The 20554-nt window shown below is 31.4% G+C and carries 18 protein-coding genes; 16 read left to right on the top strand and 2 right to left on the bottom strand.

What is annotated here, in order from left to right:
* Positions 1-14: 14 nt before the first annotated feature.
* The 8 genes from mglC (at position 15) to K7H06_RS15900 (ending at position 8774) form a co-directional block, all read left to right on the top strand.
* Positions 15-1073: a galactose/methyl galactoside ABC transporter permease MglC gene (gene mglC / locus K7H06_RS15935; RefSeq protein ID WP_246637555.1), complete on the top strand. Its 1059-nt coding sequence runs from the start codon at positions 15-17 to the stop codon at positions 1071-1073.
* A 267-nt stretch (positions 1074-1340) separates the two neighbouring features.
* Positions 1341-2504, top strand: coding sequence for an AI-2E family transporter (locus K7H06_RS15930; protein ID WP_223037020.1), 1164 nt, complete (start codon positions 1341-1343; stop codon positions 2502-2504).
* A 53-nt stretch (positions 2505-2557) separates the two neighbouring features.
* Positions 2558-3784: a hypothetical protein gene (locus tag K7H06_RS15925; RefSeq protein WP_223037019.1), complete on the top strand. Its 1227-nt coding sequence runs from the start codon at positions 2558-2560 to the stop codon at positions 3782-3784.
* Between the two features lie 329 nt (positions 3785-4113).
* Entirely contained in the window at positions 4114-4749 is a 636-nt protein-coding gene (locus K7H06_RS15920) for a DUF4397 domain-containing protein (RefSeq protein WP_223037018.1), read from the top strand.
* A 283-nt stretch (positions 4750-5032) separates the two neighbouring features.
* Complete coding sequence (locus K7H06_RS15915; protein ID WP_223037017.1) at positions 5033-5563, top strand: ferredoxin domain-containing protein; 531 nt, start codon at positions 5033-5035, stop codon at positions 5561-5563.
* Between the two features lie 95 nt (positions 5564-5658).
* On the top strand, positions 5659-6426 hold the full coding sequence (locus K7H06_RS15910) for an SDR family NAD(P)-dependent oxidoreductase (RefSeq protein ID WP_223037016.1): 768 nt from the start codon (positions 5659-5661) through the stop codon (positions 6424-6426).
* Positions 6427-6772: 346 nt separating this feature from the next.
* Complete coding sequence (locus tag K7H06_RS15905) at positions 6773-7597, top strand: transporter substrate-binding domain-containing protein (RefSeq protein ID WP_246637554.1); 825 nt, start codon at positions 6773-6775, stop codon at positions 7595-7597.
* Positions 7598-7685: 88 nt separating this feature from the next.
* Positions 7686-8774: an NAD/NADP-dependent octopine/nopaline dehydrogenase family protein gene (locus K7H06_RS15900; RefSeq protein ID WP_223037014.1), complete on the top strand. Its 1089-nt coding sequence runs from the start codon at positions 7686-7688 to the stop codon at positions 8772-8774.
* A gap of 56 nt (positions 8775-8830) precedes the next feature.
* On the opposite strand, the gene safA is transcribed toward K7H06_RS15900, so the two are convergent.
* Positions 8831-9454: a SafA/ExsA family spore coat assembly protein gene (gene safA, locus K7H06_RS15895; RefSeq protein WP_223037013.1), complete on the bottom strand. Its 624-nt coding sequence runs from the start codon at positions 9452-9454 to the stop codon at positions 8831-8833.
* Positions 9455-10252: 798 nt separating this feature from the next.
* On the opposite strand from safA, the gene K7H06_RS15890 reads away from it, so the two are divergent.
* The 8 genes from K7H06_RS15890 to K7H06_RS15855 all read left to right on the top strand — a co-directional run bounded on the left by K7H06_RS15890 (position 10253) and on the right by K7H06_RS15855 (position 18816).
* On the top strand, positions 10253-11617 hold the full coding sequence (locus K7H06_RS15890) for a YfcC family protein (RefSeq protein ID WP_223037012.1): 1365 nt from the start codon (positions 10253-10255) through the stop codon (positions 11615-11617).
* Between the two features lie 29 nt (positions 11618-11646).
* Entirely contained in the window at positions 11647-11931 is a 285-nt protein-coding gene (locus tag K7H06_RS15885; RefSeq protein WP_223037011.1) for an ArsR/SmtB family transcription factor, read from the top strand.
* An 86-nt stretch (positions 11932-12017) separates the two neighbouring features.
* Complete coding sequence (locus tag K7H06_RS15880) at positions 12018-13421, top strand: YfcC family protein (protein WP_223037010.1); 1404 nt, start codon at positions 12018-12020, stop codon at positions 13419-13421.
* A gap of 15 nt (positions 13422-13436) precedes the next feature.
* The gene (locus tag K7H06_RS15875; protein WP_223037009.1) at positions 13437-14600 is read left to right on the top strand and encodes a M20 family metallopeptidase; all 1164 of its coding nucleotides are present in this window, start codon (positions 13437-13439) and stop codon (positions 14598-14600) included.
* An 82-nt stretch (positions 14601-14682) separates the two neighbouring features.
* A complete protein-coding gene (locus tag K7H06_RS15870) occupies positions 14683-16038 on the top strand; it encodes an amidohydrolase family protein (protein ID WP_223037008.1) in 1356 nt (451 codons plus the stop codon).
* Positions 16039-16499: 461 nt separating this feature from the next.
* A complete protein-coding gene (locus K7H06_RS15865; protein ID WP_223037007.1) occupies positions 16500-17174 on the top strand; it encodes a tetratricopeptide repeat protein in 675 nt (224 codons plus the stop codon).
* A gap of 116 nt (positions 17175-17290) precedes the next feature.
* Positions 17291-17836 (top strand): 3'-5' exonuclease, encoded by a 546-nt coding sequence (locus K7H06_RS15860; protein WP_223037006.1) that lies wholly within the window; start codon positions 17291-17293, stop codon positions 17834-17836.
* A 125-nt stretch (positions 17837-17961) separates the two neighbouring features.
* Complete coding sequence (locus tag K7H06_RS15855; protein WP_223037005.1) at positions 17962-18816, top strand: YitT family protein; 855 nt, start codon at positions 17962-17964, stop codon at positions 18814-18816.
* A gap of 127 nt (positions 18817-18943) precedes the next feature.
* Here K7H06_RS15855 and K7H06_RS15850 read toward each other — a convergent pair whose 3' ends face one another.
* Complete coding sequence (locus tag K7H06_RS15850) at positions 18944-20284, bottom strand: FAD-dependent oxidoreductase (protein WP_223037004.1); 1341 nt, start codon at positions 20282-20284, stop codon at positions 18944-18946.
* Between the last annotated feature and the right edge of the window lie 270 nt (positions 20285-20554).

Here is a 20554-nt window from a genome sequence, read left to right as displayed (position 1 = left end):
TATGGGGGGATAATATGTCTGGAATGAAAGGATCTATTGATATAAAAAACAAAAAACCTAAAAATATGAAAAAAGAAGATGTATTAAATTGGATGATGAATAATGCTATATTTTTAGTATTAATTGGGTTACTAGTTATTATTATTTCTGTCTCACCTGATTTCATATCTATAAGGAATTTTAGAAATATTTTATCTCAAGCATCCACCCGTGTTATTATGGCACTTGGAGTTGGTGGAATTATTGTTGCAAAGGGTACAGACCTTTCTTTAGGACGACTAGTAGGGCTTGCTGCTGTTGTATCGGCATCTCTTTTACAAGCACCCGATTATGCTTATAAAATGTATCCTAATTTGCCTCATTTGCCAATTTTAATACCAATAGTATTTGTTATGATGATTACAGGTTTTTTCGGATTGATCAATGGATTTGTTGTGGCAAAATTAAAAGTTGATCCATTTATTGCAACATTAGGAATGATGGTTATTGTTTATGGGGTTAACTCCATTTATTTTGATCGTCCACCTTATGGTGCACAACCTATTGGAGGGTTAGACAAAGCGTTTACGGATTTTGCACAAGATGCCTTTTATATTGGGGGATTTAAGATTCCGTATCTTATAATATATGCAGCTCTTGTTACTCTTTTCATTTGGGTATTGTGGAACAAAACAAAATTCGGAAAAAATATATTTGCTATTGGAGGAAATATAGAAGCTGCTACTGTATCAGGAGTAAATGTTGTGAAGTATTTATTATTAGTGTATATGTTAGGTGGTATTCTGTATGGATTAGGAGGATCTTTGGAGGCTGCTCGTATTGGTAGTGCAACTAATAACACAGGGAACATGTATGAACTCGATGCCATTTCAGCATGTATTGTAGGAGGATTATCTTTTTCAGGAGGAATTGGTACTGTTGGAGGGATTGTAATTGGGGTACTGATATTCCAAGTTATTGCATATGGATTATCATTTATTGGGGTAAATCCATATCTTCAATTCATCATTAAAGGACTTATTATTATTACAGCAGTAGCTATTGATTCGAGAAAATATATTAAGAAAAAATAAATAATGATAGAAAATAAGGCTTTCCAATTTTTATGGAAAGCCTTATTTAAATTCTTTTATGGTTATAGCGTTAAAACAAATTAGTAGAGGAATCCTTTGTGTTTGTTGAATTTTAAAATATCATGTGATAGTATCTATCTAATAATATAAATTTTGATATAAATTATATGGTATGCGGAGGTGGGCAAAAGTATAGGAATGCTATGCTAAATGATATAAAAAATACTGAATGTTATCTGAATGAAATGAGCATAGGGAGGAATAATGGTGGAGAACAGCAAGCATAGATTTAGATATATAGAAATTATGAGTATAGTAATAAGCTCTATTTTATTATATCTTTTTTTTACAGTTTCTAGTGTAAGGATGGGTGTAATGAAGGTGATTAAGCCTATTGTAATAGCTTTTGCCATAGCTTATATCTTAGATGGAGCTGTGAGTTTTTTAGAAAAAAAATTAAAGTGGGCTAGAGGAAAGAGTGTTTTTTGTGTATTAATCGTACTATTATTATTGATGGTTTGTTTAGGAGCTATTGCTATACCTAATTTAGTCAATAATATATCAGAGTTTTTGCAAGTGATTCCTGAATCTTTTGAGGGAAATGATCAGTTCTTTGATGAACTTACACAAGACATGGATAATGAAAGTATCAAGGCAATCAATGATTATATAGAAAATTCATTGCAAGAAATTTTAACCAAGATCAGTAAAGCAGGGAGTATTATACTAAAACAACTCCTTAGTAAAATATATGCTGTAACATCAGGGGTGTTCGGAGGAATAGTAAGCTTTGTTGTTGCTATATATATGCTTTTAGATAAAAGAGATTTACTGGCCAGAATGAAAAGGTTGCTATATGCTTTTGTAGATGAAAAAAAAGCAGATTATATCTTATATGGTATTGAAAAAGGAAATGATATATTTTCAAGCTTTGTTATAGGTAAAATGATAGATTCAGCTATTATAGGGTTATTGTGCTTTGTGATTCTTTTTAGTATAGGAGTTCCTTATGCTTCAATTATTGCTCTAGTAGTAGGGGCTACCAATATGATTCCTTATTTTGGACCATTTATAGGAGGCGTGCCTGCAGTACTGATTACTCTTCTTACTAGTCCAAAGCTAGCTATTGGAGTTGCAATAACTATTGTTTTATTACAACAGTTTGATGGATTGATTTTAGGACCAAAGATTTTAGGTGATAAAGTAGGGGTAGGTGCTTTTTGGATTATTATAGCAGTAACTACTGGTGGTGCTATAGGAGGGGTTGCTGGGATGTTTTTAGGCGTTCCTGTATTGGTACTTGTAAAAACCCTTTTAGAGGAAGACATTGAAAGAAGATTGAAACTTAAAAATATGGATAAATTAGAGGTTGTGAATTTATCTGAAAATAATGATAAAAAGAAAAAGAAAAGATTTTGCTGGAAAAGCTAAAGAATATATTGTATACTGATGTAAACAAATGTCAAGAAAAGGAGAAATATGTTATGAAAAAAATGTCGATTATGGCACTAGTAGTAATACTTGTTTTATCTTTTACTGGATGCTCAAACAAAGAAATGAAGTTGTATAGTGCTTTTGAAAAAGCGCAAGAAATTACATCAATGGAAAGTGACACAGATATTACTTTTACTTTTAATACAACAGGGTTTTCACAGGAAGAGCAAAATAGTATGCAAATGGTACAACAAATGTTAAAGGATTCAAAAATTAGTTTACATCAAAAAATGTTGCAAAATGAAGAAAAGACAATAGCTAAAGCTAAAGTAGATGCAGATATTACTTTTGGTGGAATGATGATGAACACACAAGTATGGGTAGATACTGATTTATCAGGGAAGACACCAAAATTAGTTGAAGTTATAAAATTACCGCCAATGGTAATGGCAGCAGCTCCAGAATTTCAAAATAAGGAATACATAGTATATAATTTTAATGAAATGATGGATATGAATCAAAATAAAGAAGTTGATTTTAATAAATTAATGAATGTTAGTAAAGAACTACAGCCAAAACTAACAAAGTTTTTAAGAGATTATGCAGGACAATTTAATCCTAGACTTGAAATGGTAGAATACAAAGGCAATAAATCTGTTGATGGAAAAAATGTATCTGTTTATGAATTAAGATTAGACGATAGATCTTTTAAAAAGCTTGTAAGATATGCAGCAAATAACTTCTTAGAAAATGAAGATGCGTTAAAATTTATAAAAGAATATATGACTACAGTAGTGGATATGACAGAGGCTATAGATACAGAAAAGGAAACTGCTAAAGAAGAGATGGATAAAGGGTTTGATGAATTTAAAAATAATATTCCTCAAATGAAGGAAAATATCAATGTATTCATGGATGCTTTTGAGGATGTAGAGGTTTTAGGCGAGAATGGCATTGTGATAGAGTATATGATCAATGAAGATGGATATATTGTCAACGAAAAAGGGACAATTGATTTAAATATTGATTTAGCAAAACTAGAAAAAGCATTTAAAAAAGTAAATACTAATAAAACAAATAGTGTACCAGCAAAAAATGGTGTATTCAAAATAGGATTAAACTTTAATTCAAAAATATACAATATTAATAAAGAGATTGAAATTGAGAAGCCTGCATTAACAATTGAAAATACATTATATTTTAGTGATATGATGAAATCAGCTATAGTACAAACTGAACAAGTAGAAACTGTTGATGAGGGCGTACTAGAACAATAGAAAATATTTATAAATTTAGATTACTGAAAATGAGAGGATAATAGACATCCTCTCATTTTATTATACATTAAAAGAAGAGGATGTTAGTCATCCTCTTCTCTTGCTATAATCTTTAAAATTGTTATGAGTATATCATCAAGGGTTTTATCATTTGGGTCGTCTGAGAATACATGGGATACATTGTTCATGGAAAATCACCTATAAGAGTATATGTACAAGATATAAGAAGTAGAACATGAATTGTGGGATAGTATATAATGTATCCTAATGGTTTATAGCACAAATTGAGATTATTTTCATATTGTAATATTGAAAGGGGGCAAACTAGTATGTACTATTATCCATATATGCCCATGGTGAGAAAAAAAAATACACCAGATAATTCTTATATTAGAGTATTACATGCTGTACCTAATGCACCGAATGTAGATGTTTATGCAAATGGAAATCTTATTGTACAAGATCTTGCGTATAGGCAATTTTCACCTTATGTGCCTGTTACTCCTGGTAACTATAATATTGAGGTTTATCCTACTGGAAAAAAAGAAAACCCTGTTATAGATACAGATGTATATATTCCACAAGGTACGTTTTTTAATGTAGCTGCTATTGGAGAACTTCCAAATATAAGTTTATATCCTATTCCAGAACCAACCACTGCACAAAATTTTGGAAGACCTTGTATAAGATTTGTGCATTTATCTCCAAATGCACCAGCTGTGGATATAACCCTATCTGATGGGAGAAAAATATTTAGTAATATTAGCTATAAAGATATTACAGATTATGCTTGTATTCCTTCTGGAACTTATACCTTCCAAGTTCGTCCTTCAGGGACTGATGATGTGGTATTAACTATTCCAAATGTGGAGCTAATGGCAGACAATTATTATACAATCTATGCAGTTGGGTTAGCAGGTGAAACACCACCTTTGCAGGCTATAGTAGCTTCAGAACCAAGGTAGTTTTTTTTAGAACTAAAATCCCTTTATGCATTTAGCCATAAAGGGATTTTGATATTGGAAAAAATTTGTATAATTTAGAAATTTAAATTATAGTATTAATATGAACGATTTAAGGAGTGACTATATTTATGTTTAGAAAAATTATAAATATGCATATAAAAATTATTGGTGTAGCTGGTATGTTAAAAAAATAGGAATAGAATTAGTGTTTATTTAAGATTTAATAAATTATATAAAATTGTCGTAAATCTTATAAAAAATATAATAGATGGAGGGACAAGCAATGATTACGAAAAGTTTAGAAGCTGAAAAGAAAGCTGTAAAAACAGTAGCTGAATTAATGGTGGTAGCAGCAAGAACAGCACCAAAAGCAAATGCTGTTGATAACTTGGAAATCATTATTGTAGAAGGATCTGAAAAAGATAGACTTGCAGAAGAAATGCGTAGGATAGGAGAAGAAAATAACATTGATTTTATTAAAAGAGATGGTGGAAATGTAGATCAATCTCAGGTTGTTGTAATATTTGGAACAAGTATTGATCCGATTGATTGTCCTAACTGTGGTTTTTGTGGTTATAAAAATTGTGCAGAAAATCGTGCAAATAATGGAATTTGTGCTTTTAATACAGGAGATCTAGGGATTGCAATAGGTTCTGCCGTATCTGTTGCTGCAAATCATCGTTGTGATAATAGAGTCATGTTTTCTGTAGGAAAAGCGGCACTCAATTTGGGATATTTTCATGAGGATGTAAAGATTGCGTATGGTGTACCTTTAGCCGTAGCAGGGAAAAGTCCTTTTGTTGATAGAGGATAAGTAGGTTTGCTATAATAAGGATAAAGAAAATATTAAAGTGTTAAATACAATATAAATCCAAGAATACTATGTTGCTAAATACAGGAGATGAGCGTATGTTAGAGGATAAAAAAATGTTTAGATTAGAGGGAGAAAGAGCTTTAGTTACAGGGGGAGCTACTGGGATTGGTTTTGCAATAGCACAATGTTTTGTTACAGCAGGAGCAGAAGTTATTATTGTAGGTAGAAATGAAGAAAAGTTAAAAAAAGCATGTGAAAAACTTGGAGAAAAAGCAGTTTATCGTCAATTTGATGTAACCCATACGGACAAAGCGAATGATTTGATAGAAGAAGTTATAAAAAATGTTGGAGAAATTACTATATTAGTAAATAATGCAGGAGTACATGTGAAAAAAACGATTGAAAATATGACCGATGAAGATTTTGTAAAAACCATGAATGTTCATGTGGTAGGAGCTTTTGCCCTAACAAGAGCAATAATCCCCTATATGAAAAAGCAGAAAAAAGGAAATATCTTATTTACAGCTTCCATGGCATCTCTTTTTGGAATCCCTTATGTATTACCGTATGCAGCTGCTAAATCTGCATATTTAGGAATGGTTCGGTCATTAGCTGCAGAAATTTCATCGGATGGGATTCGTGTAAATGCCATTGCTCCAGGTTGGATTGAAACACCTATGTTACATAAAGCATTAGATGGAGACGATGCAAGAAAAAATAAAATTCTAGGACGTACACCTATGGGTGAATTTGGAGATCCTGAAGATATCGGGTGGGCAGCCGTATATCTTTGCTCAAAAGCTGCAAAATTTGTAAATGGTGTAATATTACCAGTTGATGGTGGAGTCAGCATAGGATTTTAAATAAAGAAATGGGTTGTTTGAGTACTTGAATAAATGTATAAAAATAGAAAATATATATAGTGTTTTTCTAAAAAAAGTCTACCTTTTATTTATAGAGGTAGACTTTTTTTGATTGTATATACTTATATTTATGAGTGGGGAATGATTGAGATGAAGTAATAGTCTTGTTTGAAGGTGTAATGTTTTTTTGAAATAAAGTAGGTGGAATTTAGAAAAGTACATTATAGAAAATAAAAAATATTTTTCAAATAGAGAAAAAACAAAAAACTACTTGCATAAATATAATCTTGAATGTATAATATTACAAAAGCGAGAAAAAAAGTTATCTATTAGGAGGATGATAAACATGATCAAGATAAAAGGTAAAAAGACATTGGCTATAATGCTTATGATTTGTATGGTATTTGCATTTACAGGATGTGCAAAAGAAAAAAGTAGTGCAGATAATGCACCCTTAACAAAGATTGAAGAAATTAAAAAAGCAGGAAAAATTGTATTAGGTACATCTGCAGATTATCCACCTTATGAATTCCATAAAGAAATTGATGGAAAAGATACAATTGTAGGATTTGAGATTGAAATGGCAAAAGCACTAGCAGAAGAACTTGGAGTTGAACTTGAAATTAAGGACATAAAATTTGATGGATTATTAGCTGCTTTAGCTGCAGATAAAATCGATTTGATTATTGCAGGAATGACACCAACAGAAGAAAGAAAACAAAGTGTTGATTTTTCTAAGGAATATTTTGTAGATGAACATAAAGTATTGATAAAAAGTAAAGATGCAGAAAAAATCAAAACAGCAGATGATTTGAAGAACCTAAAAATAGGTGCACAAAAAGCATCTATACAGGAAGGCATTGCACAAGGGATTGAAGGAGCGGATTTGAAGCTAATCAGTAAAATAACGGATTTAGTATTAGAAATATCTAATGATAAAATTGATGCGGTTATTTTAGGAAAAGCAACTGCACAAGCTTATGCAGATAGAAATGAAGAACTTTTTGTACCAGAATTCTCTTTAGGGGGAGGAAATGGTTCTGCTATAGCAGTGAAGAAAGGGAATGAAGATTTTGTTAAAGAGTTAAATAACATTATAGATCAACTAAAAAAGGAAGGTAAGATTGATCAATTTATTGAAAATGCAACTCAATTAGCAAATGAAGAATAAATACTAAGAAAAAATAGAGCAAAAGGTTATGTGATTATAGCCTTTTGCTTGAAATTTTTAACGTTTTTAAATAGGAGGAAGAAAAATTATGAGTGAGAACAAAGACTTAAAGTGGACTATTATAGGAGCTGGAAATGGAGGACAATCTGTTGCAGGTCATTTAGGATTGATGGGGTTTGATGTGAGCATATATGATATTTGTTTAGAGCCAATAAACGTAATAAAAAAGCAAGGAGGCGTATTTTTAGAAGGGGCAGTTAAAGGATTCGGATGTGTATATGCAACTAATGATTTAGAAGAAGCCCTTTCAGGAGCAGATATTATAATGGTAATTACTCCTGCTTTAGACCATGCTCAGGTTGCAAAGGATTGTGCCCCCTATTTAAAAGATAATCAGATGATTGTTCTTCATCCAGGAGCAACTTTTGGAGCATTAGCTTTTTATAAAGCATTGAAAGATGAAAATTGTAAAGCAGATACTACAATTGTTGAAACTAGTACGCTAATCTATGCATGTCGCCTCAGTAAACCTGGCATGGCATGTATATTAGGGATTAAAGATAGATTACAAATAGCTGCTTTGCCAGCGGTTAAAACAGAAGAAGTAGTGAAAATTTTAAAAAGTGCATATCCACAGATAGAAGGACTTGATAATGTAATGATGACTAGCTTAGATAATACAAATCCAATGATCCATCCACCAGCTACATTATTTAGTACATCTTTAGTAGAATCCAATAAAGATTGGTTATTTTATTGGGATGGAATCACAACTGCTGTAGGGAATTTTATAGAAGGGATGGATCATGAAAGATTAAATATAGCTGAAAAGCTAGGATATAAGATGGATGCTATAAAAGATCAATATCGTGTAGAATACCATGCAGAGGGAGAAAATATAAGCGAAATTTTTAAAAATACAGATGCTTATTCAGGTGTATATGGTCAAAAAACTCTTGAAACACGTTATATTCTTGAAGATATTCCTATGGGTTTAGTACCTTTTGTGTCTTTAGGAAAAAAACTAGGGGTACAGGTAGAACGAATGGAATTGATTATAAAGTTATCTGAGCTTATGTTACAAAAGGATCTTACAAGCTATGGAAGATCTTTTGAAAATATGGGTTTAAATAAGATGAGTATGGATGAAATTATGAATTTGATTATAAATGGATAAAAAAATATTTAAGTAAAAAATTCCTTCTTAAATGAAAAGAAGGAATTTTTTAGTGGTTATCTTGTAGGTCTCATAAACATTTGTGTCCAATAGCATCGACCATACTTATCTTTGGCAAGTCCAACACCGATTTCACTAAAGGAACTACTTAAAATATTACTTCTATGTCCAGGTGAGTTCATCCAAGAATTCATAACTTCTTTTGGAGTTCTTTGTCCTTTTGCAATATTTTCTCCAGCAGATGAAAACTTTAACCCGAAAGATTCCATCATTTTAAAAGGAGAACCATAAGTTGGAGATTGATGAGAAAAATAGTTTTTATTGATCATATCTTGAGATTTATATCTTGCACATCTAGAAAGTTGCCAGTTTGATTTAAGAGCTGGTAGACCTTTTTTTGACCTTTCTATATTTACGAGTTTTATAACTTGATTTTCTAATGTTTTAATATCTTGGATGTTTGGGATATTTAACTTTTGACCGGGATAAATCAATGCTGGATTTTTGATTTGAGGGTTACTAGCAATAATTTCGCTCAAACCTACTTCGTATTTTACAGCAATTTTCCACATACTATCTCCAGACTGTACCGTATAAGTGTTTGATGCAGCTTGAGCAGATGCTGGAACGATCGTTATTATAAAAAGCAACATAACACAGATAGTCAAAAATTTTTTCATTTAAAATATCACCTAGCTTTCCATTTTATTAATGACATTGTATAGATTAAGTTAATCTATATAAGATTAGTTTTCATCATAAAAGGAATATATATGTTGTAAATTAGTGGTATAAATGCTATTTGAGTTCTAGAAAACAATAAAAAAATTTATTTTGAAGAAAAATTTTAATCTTTGAAAAATATAGTTGTAATTTTGTTGAGAGCATAAAAAAAGATCTTTTAGGCTAATTATTTTAGCTTAAAAGATCTTTTATTTTTATCATCAATTGAAGCAATTAATGCAATCCCTGATAAGAAAGTTAATCCTAAAAACATATATACTGTTTGTAACATAATAAATCCCTCCATTAATTTTATATTTTATTTGTTGAGCTAGTAATTAAGCTGTTAAATATTAAATCACTTAACTTTGATTACATTATAGCATCAGTAATTGAAAGAGTAAAAAGGCATAATTGACTAAAAAACATTGAAAAACCGTTTGCATCTATGAAGAGAGCGTTTGCTTCTTAATAGGATATAAAAAAGCGTAGGATAGCTAGACTAATTAGCGTCTTTAGAAGTAGATCTTATGTTACAAGATATAATATATTTAGTTATGTTGTAAAAAATACAATATGTAACTTATAAATATAGGAAGAGGATGCTATTCATTTTCTTCTTATATTTTGAATTGAATGAAATATTTTAAAAATATGGAAATTAACTTGCACATTTTATTGAAAATTCTAAACAAATAGGTTATTATATAAATTAAGATATGTTGAAAAATTTAAACGTATCATGGGGGAATCTTATGATTGTGCGCAAATGGAAAAAACCAAAGGTCTTAGATTCATATGTTTTAATTTTTACTATTGTAGTAATATTAGCGGGATTATCATATATTATTCCAGCGGGAAGTTACGAGCGCATTGTTGATCCCACAACTCATATTACTTATGTGAAGCCAGGAAGTTATATGGAAATACCTAGAACACCCGTATCCATTTTTCAACTATTTAAAGCTATACCACAAGGTATGATTGCAGGATCCAATATTATTATTTTTGTTTTTATTGTTGGAGGGAGTTTTGGTATTATTAATTCCACAGGTATTATGGATCGAAGTATTAAGGTATTAACTCAAAAATATCAAGGAAAAGAAAGCTTGATTATTCCTATTTTAATGACTATGTTTGCTGTATTTGGAACAACTTTTGGAACAGCTGAAGAACTTTTGCCATTTTGTCCAATTATTATCTCTCTTTTTATGGCATTAGGGATGGATCGAATAACAGGGCTTGCAGTTGTTTTAGTAGGTGGTTGTACTGGATTTGCAGCAGGTGTTTTAAATCCTTTTACAACGGGGATAGCCCAACAAATTGTGGAGCTACCACTTTTTTCAGGAATTTCATTAAGATTAGCAACATTTATTATATTTTTAGTAACAGGGATTATATATGTTATGCGTTATGCTACTAAAATCAAGAAACAAAATCAAATGATAGAAACTCAAAAGGTATATCGTTTCAAACGGCACGACTTGGCAATAATAATAGTAGTGATTAGTAGTATTAGCTTTATTTTTTATGGAGTATTATCATTACAATTTGATACAATTGATGTTTCCACCGTTTTTATTATAATGGGTTTGGCTGTAGGGATCGTAGGGGGACTTAGTTCTAATCGAATTGTTGCAGAATTTGTTAAAGGTGCTTCAGCATTGGTTTATGGTGCATTAATTATTGGAATGGCCAAGGCAGTATTTGTTGTGATGGAATATGGACATATTTCAGATACGATTATTTACTATTGTGCTAGTATTTTAGATGATGTTCAACCTGTAGCAGGATCTATGTTGATGTATGTTTTTCATACGGTGATTAATCTGTTTTTATCATCGGCAACAGGTCAGGCATCTGTTACAATGCCTATTATGAAAAATTTAGCAGATTTATCAGGGATTACAAGGCAGACGTCTGTTCTTGCATTTCAGTTTGGAGATGGTTTATCAAACATCATGTTTCCAACATCTGGTTATTTCATGGCGTGTTTGGCAATTACTAATATTAAGTGGAAAGAATGGTTAAAATGGATGATGCCATTATTTATCATATTTAGTATAGAAGCTTGTTTGATTCTAATATTTTCAACGATGATTGATTATGGACCATTTTAAATAAATATAGAATAAGTAGGGAGTATGATATGTCTGGAATAAATGAAAATAGTTTAGACGTTAATGTGCTCAAGGCTATGGCAGATGAAATACGTATGGATATTTTATATCTTCTTAAAATGGAAGAAATGAATGTAAATGACCTTGCAGAGCAATTTGATATTTCAAGACCAACTGTTTCACATCATTTGCAGATTTTAAAAAGAGCTAATCTTGTTTATGCTAGAAAAGAAGGAAAAGAGATTTATTATTCAATTAATATCTACGCAATTACATCTTTAGCAGAAGGGCTGTTGAGGTTTATTTCAATTTAAAGGAGGGAGTGTTAATTTTTTTAAACCAAACGCGTTGATATTATTAAACATATAAACATGTAACAATAAAAAAAGGGGGAGAATCAATGTTAACGGAAGCAAAAAAGAAAAAATTTCAAGTGCCACATGTGTATATTATTTTATTAGGTGTTATTTTAATTTTTTCACTATTAACTTACGTGATTCCTGCTGGTGAATATGCTCGAGTAGAAGCTCCTGATGGTAGAATGGTTGTTGATGCAACTAGTTTTAATTATATTGATCAATCACCTGTTAATCTGTGGGGAGCCCTCCAAAGTATTCCAAAGGGTCTTGGTAAAGGAGCATCTATTATTTTCTTTATTTTTATTGTAGGTGGCGCTTTTGGATTGGTTTCTAAGACAGGGGCTATTAATGCTGCTATTGCAAGATTGTCAAAAAAAATGGCTGGAAGAGAGCGAATATTAATTCCTGTTATTATGTTTGTATTTTCATTAGGGGGTTCAACCTTTGGTATGGCAGAAGAAACACTTCCCTTTATTCCAATGGGAATTGCATTAGCAATGGCTCTTGGATTTGATTCTTTGACAGGAGCTGGAATGGTTTTGATTGGAGCAGGAGCTGGATTTGCAGGAGCATTTATGAATCCATTTACAATTGGTGTTGCTCAGGGGATTGCAGGATTGCCAATTTTTTCTGGTATGACCTATAGAATTTTTGTTTATTGCGCTTTCTTGATTCTTAATATTGGTTTTATTTATCTGTATGCTGGTAAAATCAAAAAAGATCCTAGAAAAAGTTTGATGTATGAAGTTGATCAGAAAAGAGAGAATCATTTTGATTTTAATCAATTACCTGAATTTACAACACGTCATAAATTGGTTCTTTGGACAGTTCTTATAACAATTGCTATTTTAGTCTTTGGCGTGATTAAATATGGATGGTATATTACACAAATAGGAGCATTGTTCTTTGGAATGAGTATAGTAGTTGGTTTGGTTTATGGTTATAGTGTGAATGAGTATGCTCAAAATTTAATCAAAGGTATGTCTGAATTAACAGGGGGAGCTTTAGTAGTGGGATTTGCAACTGCTATTTTGGTGGTATTAGATGAAGGGCATATACTTGATTCTATGCTTTTTAGTATTAGTAATATGCTAGCAGGTGTTCCTTCCACATTTACTGCATTAGGTATGTATATTTTCCAATGTTTATTGAATTTTATTGTGCCATCAGGTAGTGGGCAAGCAGCTGTTAGTATGCCAATTATGGCGCCATTAGCTGATTTATCAGGGGTAACTAGACAAACAGCTGTATTGGCTTATCAATTAGGAGATGGTATTTCTAATATTTTTACACCTACATCTGGTTATTTTATGGCAGGTTTGGCATTAGCTAAAATCCCATGGGATAAATGGGCGAAATGGATGTTACCATTAATTATATTAGAGTATCTTTTAGGAGGAATTTTGGTGACAGTTGCCCATATGATAAAATTTGGACCATTCTAGTTAGGAGGCTTTCCATTGAAAAAGGAAATAGAAAAAACAATTAACCAGTATTGGGATGAAGTTTTTTGTCATATTGGGACAGCACTTTATAATCATCCTGAAATAAGTGAAGAAGAATATAAATCAAGCAAATTGATTACGGATTTTTTTAAAAAGAAAAATTTTAGTGTTGAAGAAAAATTTTGCAACATTGAAACAGCCTTTAAAGCAACCTATAAAAGTAATAGAAAGGGTCCTCAAATTGCTTTGATTTGTGAATATGATGCTTTACCTAGTATGGGTCATGGCTGTGGACATAATCTCATTTCTACAATGAGTATTTTGGCAGCATTAGGACTGCAATCTGTTATTGATACCATCGGTGGAGAAATTCATGTTTTTGGAACACCTGCAGAAGAAACAAATGGTGCAAAAGTTGAAATGGCTAAGCGTGGAGTCTTTAAGAATCTATCAATTGCCATGATGACTCATCCTAGTAATAAAACTGTTTCAAGTGGGAGTTCTTTGGCATTGTGTCCTATGCAATTCAAATTTTTTGGAAAAACAACTCATGCGGCAAAAGAGCCGGAGAAAGGAATCAATGCACTAGAAGCAGTTATAGGGACTTACAATAACATTAATGCTTTACGTCAGTATGTGACAAGTGATGTACGAATTCATGGAATTATCGATGACGGAGGAAAAGCTGCTAACATTGTTCCAGATTATGCATCGTGTCAATTTTATGTTCGAGCAAATAAGAAAAAATATCTTGAGGAGGTATCCCAAAAGGTAATCAATTGTGCTAAAGCATCAGCTCTTTCAGTGGGGGCAGAGATGGAAATGGTTCCTTTTGAACTATCCTATGATGATATGATGACAAATCAAGCATTATCTCATTGCTTTGATACCAATTTGATAAGTGCAGGAGAGCCCTTTATTATTCCGGACCAAGAAAGTGCAGGCTCTATTGACATGGGGAATGTTAGTTATGAGGTACCTTCTATTCACCCATGGTTGGGTATTGGATGTGAGAATATTGCTTTGCATACAAAAGAGTTTGCTGATTATACTCAAACAAATCAAGCAAAAGAAGCTGTTAAAAGAGGAGCAATAGCTATGGCATGGACGGGATATGATGTTTTAACAGATCCAACGTTACTTGAAAATATTTGGCAGGAATTTAGAAAAAATAGATAATCACTAAAAATTTAAAATATTATATAAGAATTATAATAGATGGATTGATTGTTAGTAAGTCTATGTCAAAAGGGGTGGAGTTGTGGATACAATTAAGATTATTAATGGAAAAATTCCTGATTTTAATCAAAGAAAATTTGTTCAAAAGGATATTTTTATTAAAGAAGGAAAGATTGTAGAAGTAGGTCAGGTTCATAAAAAGGCAGATGAGATTATTGATGCACAGGGTAAAATTGTTTCACCGGGGTTTATAGATATACATATGCATGAAGAAAATTTGGTAGAAGAAAACTATAACTATGATATTACGAATTATATGTTAAATATGGGTGTGACTACCTGCGCAGGAGGGAATTGTGGATTATCTAAGACACCATTAATTGATTTCATGTCTTTTGTGGAAGAAAAAGGCGCTCCTACTAATTATATTATGTTCACAGGATACAATAGTTTGAGAGAAGAAGCTGGGTATAATGATCGGTATGCTAAAATTAATTCACAGGCTGTGGGGAAAATCAAGAAGTTAATTGAACGAGATATTCGTGCAGGGGCAGCAGGTATGAGCTTTGGAATTGAGTATGCTCCTGGTATTTCATTTAAAGAAATGGTGGAAGCATCTCTTGTTATTCCAAATGATGATTATCTTTTGAGTGCTCATTATCGATATGATGAAGCGCGAGCTAAAGAAGCTATGGATGAGATGATTGAAATTGCAAAAGAGACGAAAATACCTTTTCAAATTTCACATTTAGGAAGTGGTGCAGCCTTTGGATTTATGGATAGTTGCTTAGATACGATTCGAAGAGCACGTAATGATAAAATTGATATTATGGCAGATTGTTATCCTTATGAAGCATTTTGCACACATATTGGTTCTGCTGTATTTGACGAGGGTTTTTTAGAGCGTTGGCATAAGGAGTATAAGGATTTACTTTTGACACAGCCACCCTTTAAGAATCAACGGTGTACACCTGAAATATTCCAAGAGGCAAGAAAAAATCATCCAAATATGTTAACGGTTGCTTTTGTTATGGAAGAAAAAGAAGTGATTCAAGCTTTAAAAGAACCTTTTGTGATGGTAGCATCTGATGGTATTTATGTGAATGGACAGGGTCATCCAAGAGGAGCAGGAACATTTCCACGGGTACTGGGTTATTTTGTTAGAGAAAAAAATACCATGGAATTGATAGATGCTTTAGAAAAAATGACAAAAATACCTGCTCAGAGGTTAAAATTATTTCAAAAGGGTGAGATCAAAGAGGGAATGGATGCGGATATTACCATTTTTGATGATCAAATCATTATAGATCAAGCTTCTTTTGAGGAACCTACACTAAAAGCCCAAGGGCTTGATTATGTTTTGGTGAATGGAAAAATAGCTATGGAAAAGGGAAGTGTAATCAATTATCGTAGTGGAAAGATTATTAAAAGAATTTGATAAAATAAAAGATCTTTTAGGCTAATTATTTTAGCTTAAAAGATCTTTTGTTTTTATCATCAATTGAAGCAATTAATGCAATCCCTGATAAGAATGTTAATCCTAAAAACATATATACTGTTTGAAACATAATAAATTCCTCCTTTTATTTTTATATTTTATTTATGGAGCTAGTACTTAAGCTCTTGAATATTGAATTACTTAACTTTGAATACATTATAGCACCTGTAATTTAAACCGTAAAAAGGCATAATTCTTTAAAATGAATGAAAAAACCGTTTGCATCTATGAAGAGAGCGTTTGCATCTTAATAGGATATAAAAAAACGCATTATAACTACTTTTTTTTGATGATACATTTTTTTATGAAAGGATTTGTAAAATATCTGTAATATAGATTTTGATCAATTTCTAGTATAATAAAACTTGCTTCCAAATTATGAAAGAAAAGGGGGAAATTAAATGAAAGGATTTTTTCTATATTTTTTATTAAGAATGTTTACAGGCAATCCATTAGTAGCACTTATTGGTGTGTTACTGATATATGCACTTGTTGACAAATTTTATTTAGGATTTTTACCTGATTTTACAAAAGGTTTTCGTAAAAAACGTCAGATGAAAAATAGCTTGATGGAACTGAATGTAAATCCAGAAAATGCTCAAGCAGCTTTTGCCCTTGGAGAATATTATTTTGAAAAGAAAAAATACGAAAAAGCACTCGAATATTTCAATCATCCTAAGTTACAAAAGGATGAAGGTGCTAAATATTATCATTATCTAGGAATGACCCTTATGGAGCTTGGAAAAGCAATGGAGGGAAAAAGTTATATTGAGAAAGCATTAGAATCAAATCCTCGTGTAGGATATGGGTTGCCATATATTTATTTAATAGATCATGAGATAAAAAAGCATACTCCTGATAAAAATAAGATAAATGTTTGGGAAGAAGAAGTGGAAAGGTTTGGGAACACCGAAAATCTTTATAAGTTAGGAATGATTTATAAAAAACAAGGATATAATGAAGTAGCAAAAAAATTATTTTCAAAAGTTTTAATAGAATATGCATATTGTCCAAAGGGAATAAGAAGGATTCATAGAAAGTGGGCAATTTTAGCTAGAGTACGTAAAGCTATATAGCTTTGAGGGAATTGAAAACAACTGTTTTGTGATAATATGCAATAAAGAACAGTTGTTTTTTATTTGTTTAGAGGTGCAGAAGATGGCAATATATAAAAAGGAAAGGTGTAGTTAGTATGTATAAAAGGGATCGAAAATATACAGTGGTAGATATAGAAACAACAGGATTAAGCTATAAAAACGGTGCTGAAATTATAGAGGTTGGAGCCGTGCAAATTAGTGATGGGAAAATTTCAAAAAGAAGAGGCTCATTAATTCGTTTTCATGGGGAAATGGATCCTTTTGCATTCAAGGCACATGGTATAACAAAAGAAATGACAAAGGATCAACCTGAGCTTGAAGAAGTATTACCAAGAGTTAGAAAATATATAGGAGATAGTATTGTTGTTTGTCATAATGCAAAATTTGATGTACCTTTTTTGAATCATTATTTTAAAAAATTAGGGTTACCTCTAATCAATCGACATATATGTACATTAAAGGCATTAAATAAACTAAAAAAGCAAGGACTTTATGCTGGTATAAATAATAAATTAGATACAGCTTGTCAGTATTATGGTATAGTACTTAAAAATTATCATAGGGCATCTTGGGATGCAAAAGCTACGGCAGAGTTGTTTTTAAAAATAGTAGAGGTAGATAGAAGTATATTAGATATATAAAAATATATGGAATGAAACTCCTGGAAAAATTTAAAAAAAATTAACGAAATCTGAATTGAAATATACATTAAATACTGATATAATTCGTTGGTGCTTAAAAATAGAAAGAAGGGAGTGGGATTTTTATGAAATATAACAAAAAAGAATTAGCAAAAAGAATATTGTTGATTATGTTAGGAAGTGCAATCACATCCATAGGTATTAATACCTTTATAATACCGCATAAGTTTTTAAGTGGAGGAGTAGGGGGCATTGCTCTAATTTTACAGTATCTAACCAATATTCAGTCGGGTTATTATATATTAGCTGTGAATATACCTATATTTTTAATAGGAATGAAGCAAGTGGATAAAGATTTTTGTATTTTTAGTTTAATTGGTATGCTGTCTTTATCTTTATTTATGATTTTAACTCAAAATATATCCCATTACTATTCAATAGACGATATGATTGTATCTAGTATATATGGAGGAATATTAGGCGGCATTGGTGGAGCCATCGTTTTTCAAAATAGAGCTTCTATGGGAGGAACAGATATTATTGCTGTGATCCTTAAGAAAAAAACTGGAGGAACCATAGCCACTTATTTGTTTGCCATGAACATAGTAGTTGTACTGATTGGAACAACTATTAACGGATTAAGTATTGCACTTTATACATTGATTTCTATGTATATTACATCACAAGTAATGAATAGAGTAATGGACGGAATAGAAAGAAAAAAATTATTATTTGTTGTAACGCAAAAGGAAAGAATGATTGCAGATCATATTATAAAAGAAGTAGGAAGAGGGGTTACTTTTCTTCATGGGCAGGGAGCTTATACAGGGAACGAAAGAAATGTTATTTATTGTATAGTAACCTTAAGGCAATTGCCTAAAATACAAAAATTAATTGAAGATACAGATCCTCAAGCATTTATTTCTATATTAGATACATCAGAAGTTCATGGAAAAGGATTTAAGAAACCTGCTTTATAGTTGTGCCTGTCAGTTCAGTTGTTTAGTTACAAAAATGATTATAAGTATTTGTATATAAAAAAATCCTGTAACTTATAAATGAGTTACAGGATTTCTTTATATATGTTTTTATAGAATAAGGGATTAACTACATTTTTTCAATGACATTCATAGCTGCTCCATTAATAGGATAAGCAATTGGAGATGCTGTAAGAAGAGGATGAGTAGCAACTTGAAGGGTATTCAAATCTGCAGCACTCATTCCTTGTTGGATTGCAAGACTCAATATATTGATCATTTCACCAATAGAATCTCCACCAGAAATTTGTCCCCCCATAATCACACCTGAATATTTTGAGAAAATCAATTTCATTTTAATGGTCTGTGTATTAGGAAGGGAACCAGGATGATGATCCATTGTAGAAAATTCACCTACAACAATATCAAAGTTTTCAGCAATAGCTTGTTTTTCAGTTAAACCAACTGCACCAAATGCTCTACCATAGATTTTTGTTGAGAATGCGTTGATCGTTCCTTTATTTTTACGAGTCAATTTGTTTTTAAAAACATTATATCCTGCGATTTTTGCTTCAACAGCAGCAGTAGATGCTAATAAGATTGGAACGCTATTTCTAGTGAAAAAGCATGTCTTTTGAGCACAATCGCCAACTGCTAATACATCTGGGTCTGAGGTTCTCATGTATTCATTGACAACAATAGCTTCATCATCATTTACTTCAATACCTGCATCCTGTGCAAGAATAGAATTTGCTTTTACACCAGCTCCAAGTAATACTGCATCTGCTTTTATGGTTTCTCCATTTGAAAGTTTAATTTCTTTTACGCACTTTTCTCCAATAAATTCTTCTATTTGTGTATTTGTTTTTACATTGATACCATTTTCAATTAAAAGTTTTTCTGCTTCATCACTAAATTCAGCATCAAAATTTCTTCTCAAGCATTTATCGCCTCTTTGAACCAATGTAATGTTTTTTCCAGATTTCTTCATTTGCTCAGCAAATTCTACACCGATAAATCCGCCACCGATGACTACGATATCTTGAAAATCGCTCATTTTTGCTAGGAGACTCTTCAAATAAACTTCATCTTTATATACAGGGAATATATTCTCTAGTTCTTTTCCAGGAAAGGATGGAATGATCGGAAGAGAACCTGTTGCAATAATCAATTTGTCATAATAGATATTTTCATTTTTTTCCGTTACTACAAATTTTTCTTGTTTATTGATTTTAGTAACTTTGTCTACTAATAAGTTGATATCATTACTTGTCAACACTTTATCAGGGATAATATTTTTTGATGTATCCTTTAGGGTGCCATAGATATAGGGAATACCACAAGGAACCATTACGGTTTCTTTATCACGTATAACGGTAATATCAATATCCCCATATACTTTTCTTGCAGTAGTAGCACTAAGGATGCCCCCTGCACTTCCACCAATAATCAATAAATCTACTTTTTGCATAAATCTACCCCCTTGTAATTTTTAAGATATATGTAAAAATATAACATTGTCCTATGAGTAATATAGTATCTCATATAAGTAGACATGTCAATTGGTATTGGTTTTTAATGGTTGGAGAATTTAGAATTTTGGAATTGTTCAATGTAGAGTAGTTTTGTATTCTTTCGAAATAGGGTTTTAATAGTGATTGTTAGTTTATTTGTTTAAAAAAGGATGAGATTGTTTTAGTAAATTCAACAAAACAAGTGAAAGTTCGACAAAGGTAGATTT

Source organism: Crassaminicella profunda, from assembly GCF_019884785.1.
GTDB classification, from domain to species: Bacteria; Bacillota; Clostridia; order Peptostreptococcales; family Thermotaleaceae; genus Crassaminicella; species Crassaminicella profunda.
The sequence above is the reverse complement of the archived record's forward strand: the minus strand, read 5'-3'. Positions and strand labels throughout refer to the sequence as shown.

Excerpts from the sequence above, each read along its gene's own strand:
- mglC (WP_246637555.1), top strand. The coding sequence starts at position 15 with ATGTCTGGAATGAAAGGATCTATTGATATAAAAAACAAAAAACCTAAA.
- K7H06_RS15925 (WP_223037019.1), top strand. The coding sequence starts at position 2,558 with ATGAAAAAAATGTCGATTATGGCACTAGTAGTAATACTTGTTTTATCT.
- K7H06_RS15920 (WP_223037018.1), top strand. The coding sequence starts at position 4,114 with ATGTACTATTATCCATATATGCCCATGGTGAGAAAAAAAAATACACCA.
- K7H06_RS15915 (WP_223037017.1), top strand. The coding sequence starts at position 5,033 with ATGATTACGAAAAGTTTAGAAGCTGAAAAGAAAGCTGTAAAAACAGTA.
- K7H06_RS15910 (WP_223037016.1), top strand. The coding sequence starts at position 5,659 with ATGTTAGAGGATAAAAAAATGTTTAGATTAGAGGGAGAAAGAGCTTTA.
- K7H06_RS15905 (WP_246637554.1), top strand. The coding sequence starts at position 6,773 with ATGATCAAGATAAAAGGTAAAAAGACATTGGCTATAATGCTTATGATT.
- K7H06_RS15900 (WP_223037014.1), top strand. The coding sequence starts at position 7,686 with ATGAGTGAGAACAAAGACTTAAAGTGGACTATTATAGGAGCTGGAAAT.
- safA (WP_223037013.1), bottom strand. The coding sequence starts at position 9,454 with ATGAAAAAATTTTTGACTATCTGTGTTATGTTGCTTTTTATAATAACG.
- K7H06_RS15890 (WP_223037012.1), top strand. The coding sequence starts at position 10,253 with ATGATTGTGCGCAAATGGAAAAAACCAAAGGTCTTAGATTCATATGTT.
- K7H06_RS15885 (WP_223037011.1), top strand. The coding sequence starts at position 11,647 with ATGTCTGGAATAAATGAAAATAGTTTAGACGTTAATGTGCTCAAGGCT.
- K7H06_RS15880 (WP_223037010.1), top strand. The coding sequence starts at position 12,018 with ATGTTAACGGAAGCAAAAAAGAAAAAATTTCAAGTGCCACATGTGTAT.
- K7H06_RS15865 (WP_223037007.1), top strand. The coding sequence starts at position 16,500 with ATGAAAGGATTTTTTCTATATTTTTTATTAAGAATGTTTACAGGCAAT.
- K7H06_RS15860 (WP_223037006.1), top strand. The coding sequence starts at position 17,291 with ATGTATAAAAGGGATCGAAAATATACAGTGGTAGATATAGAAACAACA.
- K7H06_RS15855 (WP_223037005.1), top strand. The coding sequence starts at position 17,962 with ATGAAATATAACAAAAAAGAATTAGCAAAAAGAATATTGTTGATTATG.
- K7H06_RS15850 (WP_223037004.1), bottom strand. The coding sequence starts at position 20,284 with ATGCAAAAAGTAGATTTATTGATTATTGGTGGAAGTGCAGGGGGCATC.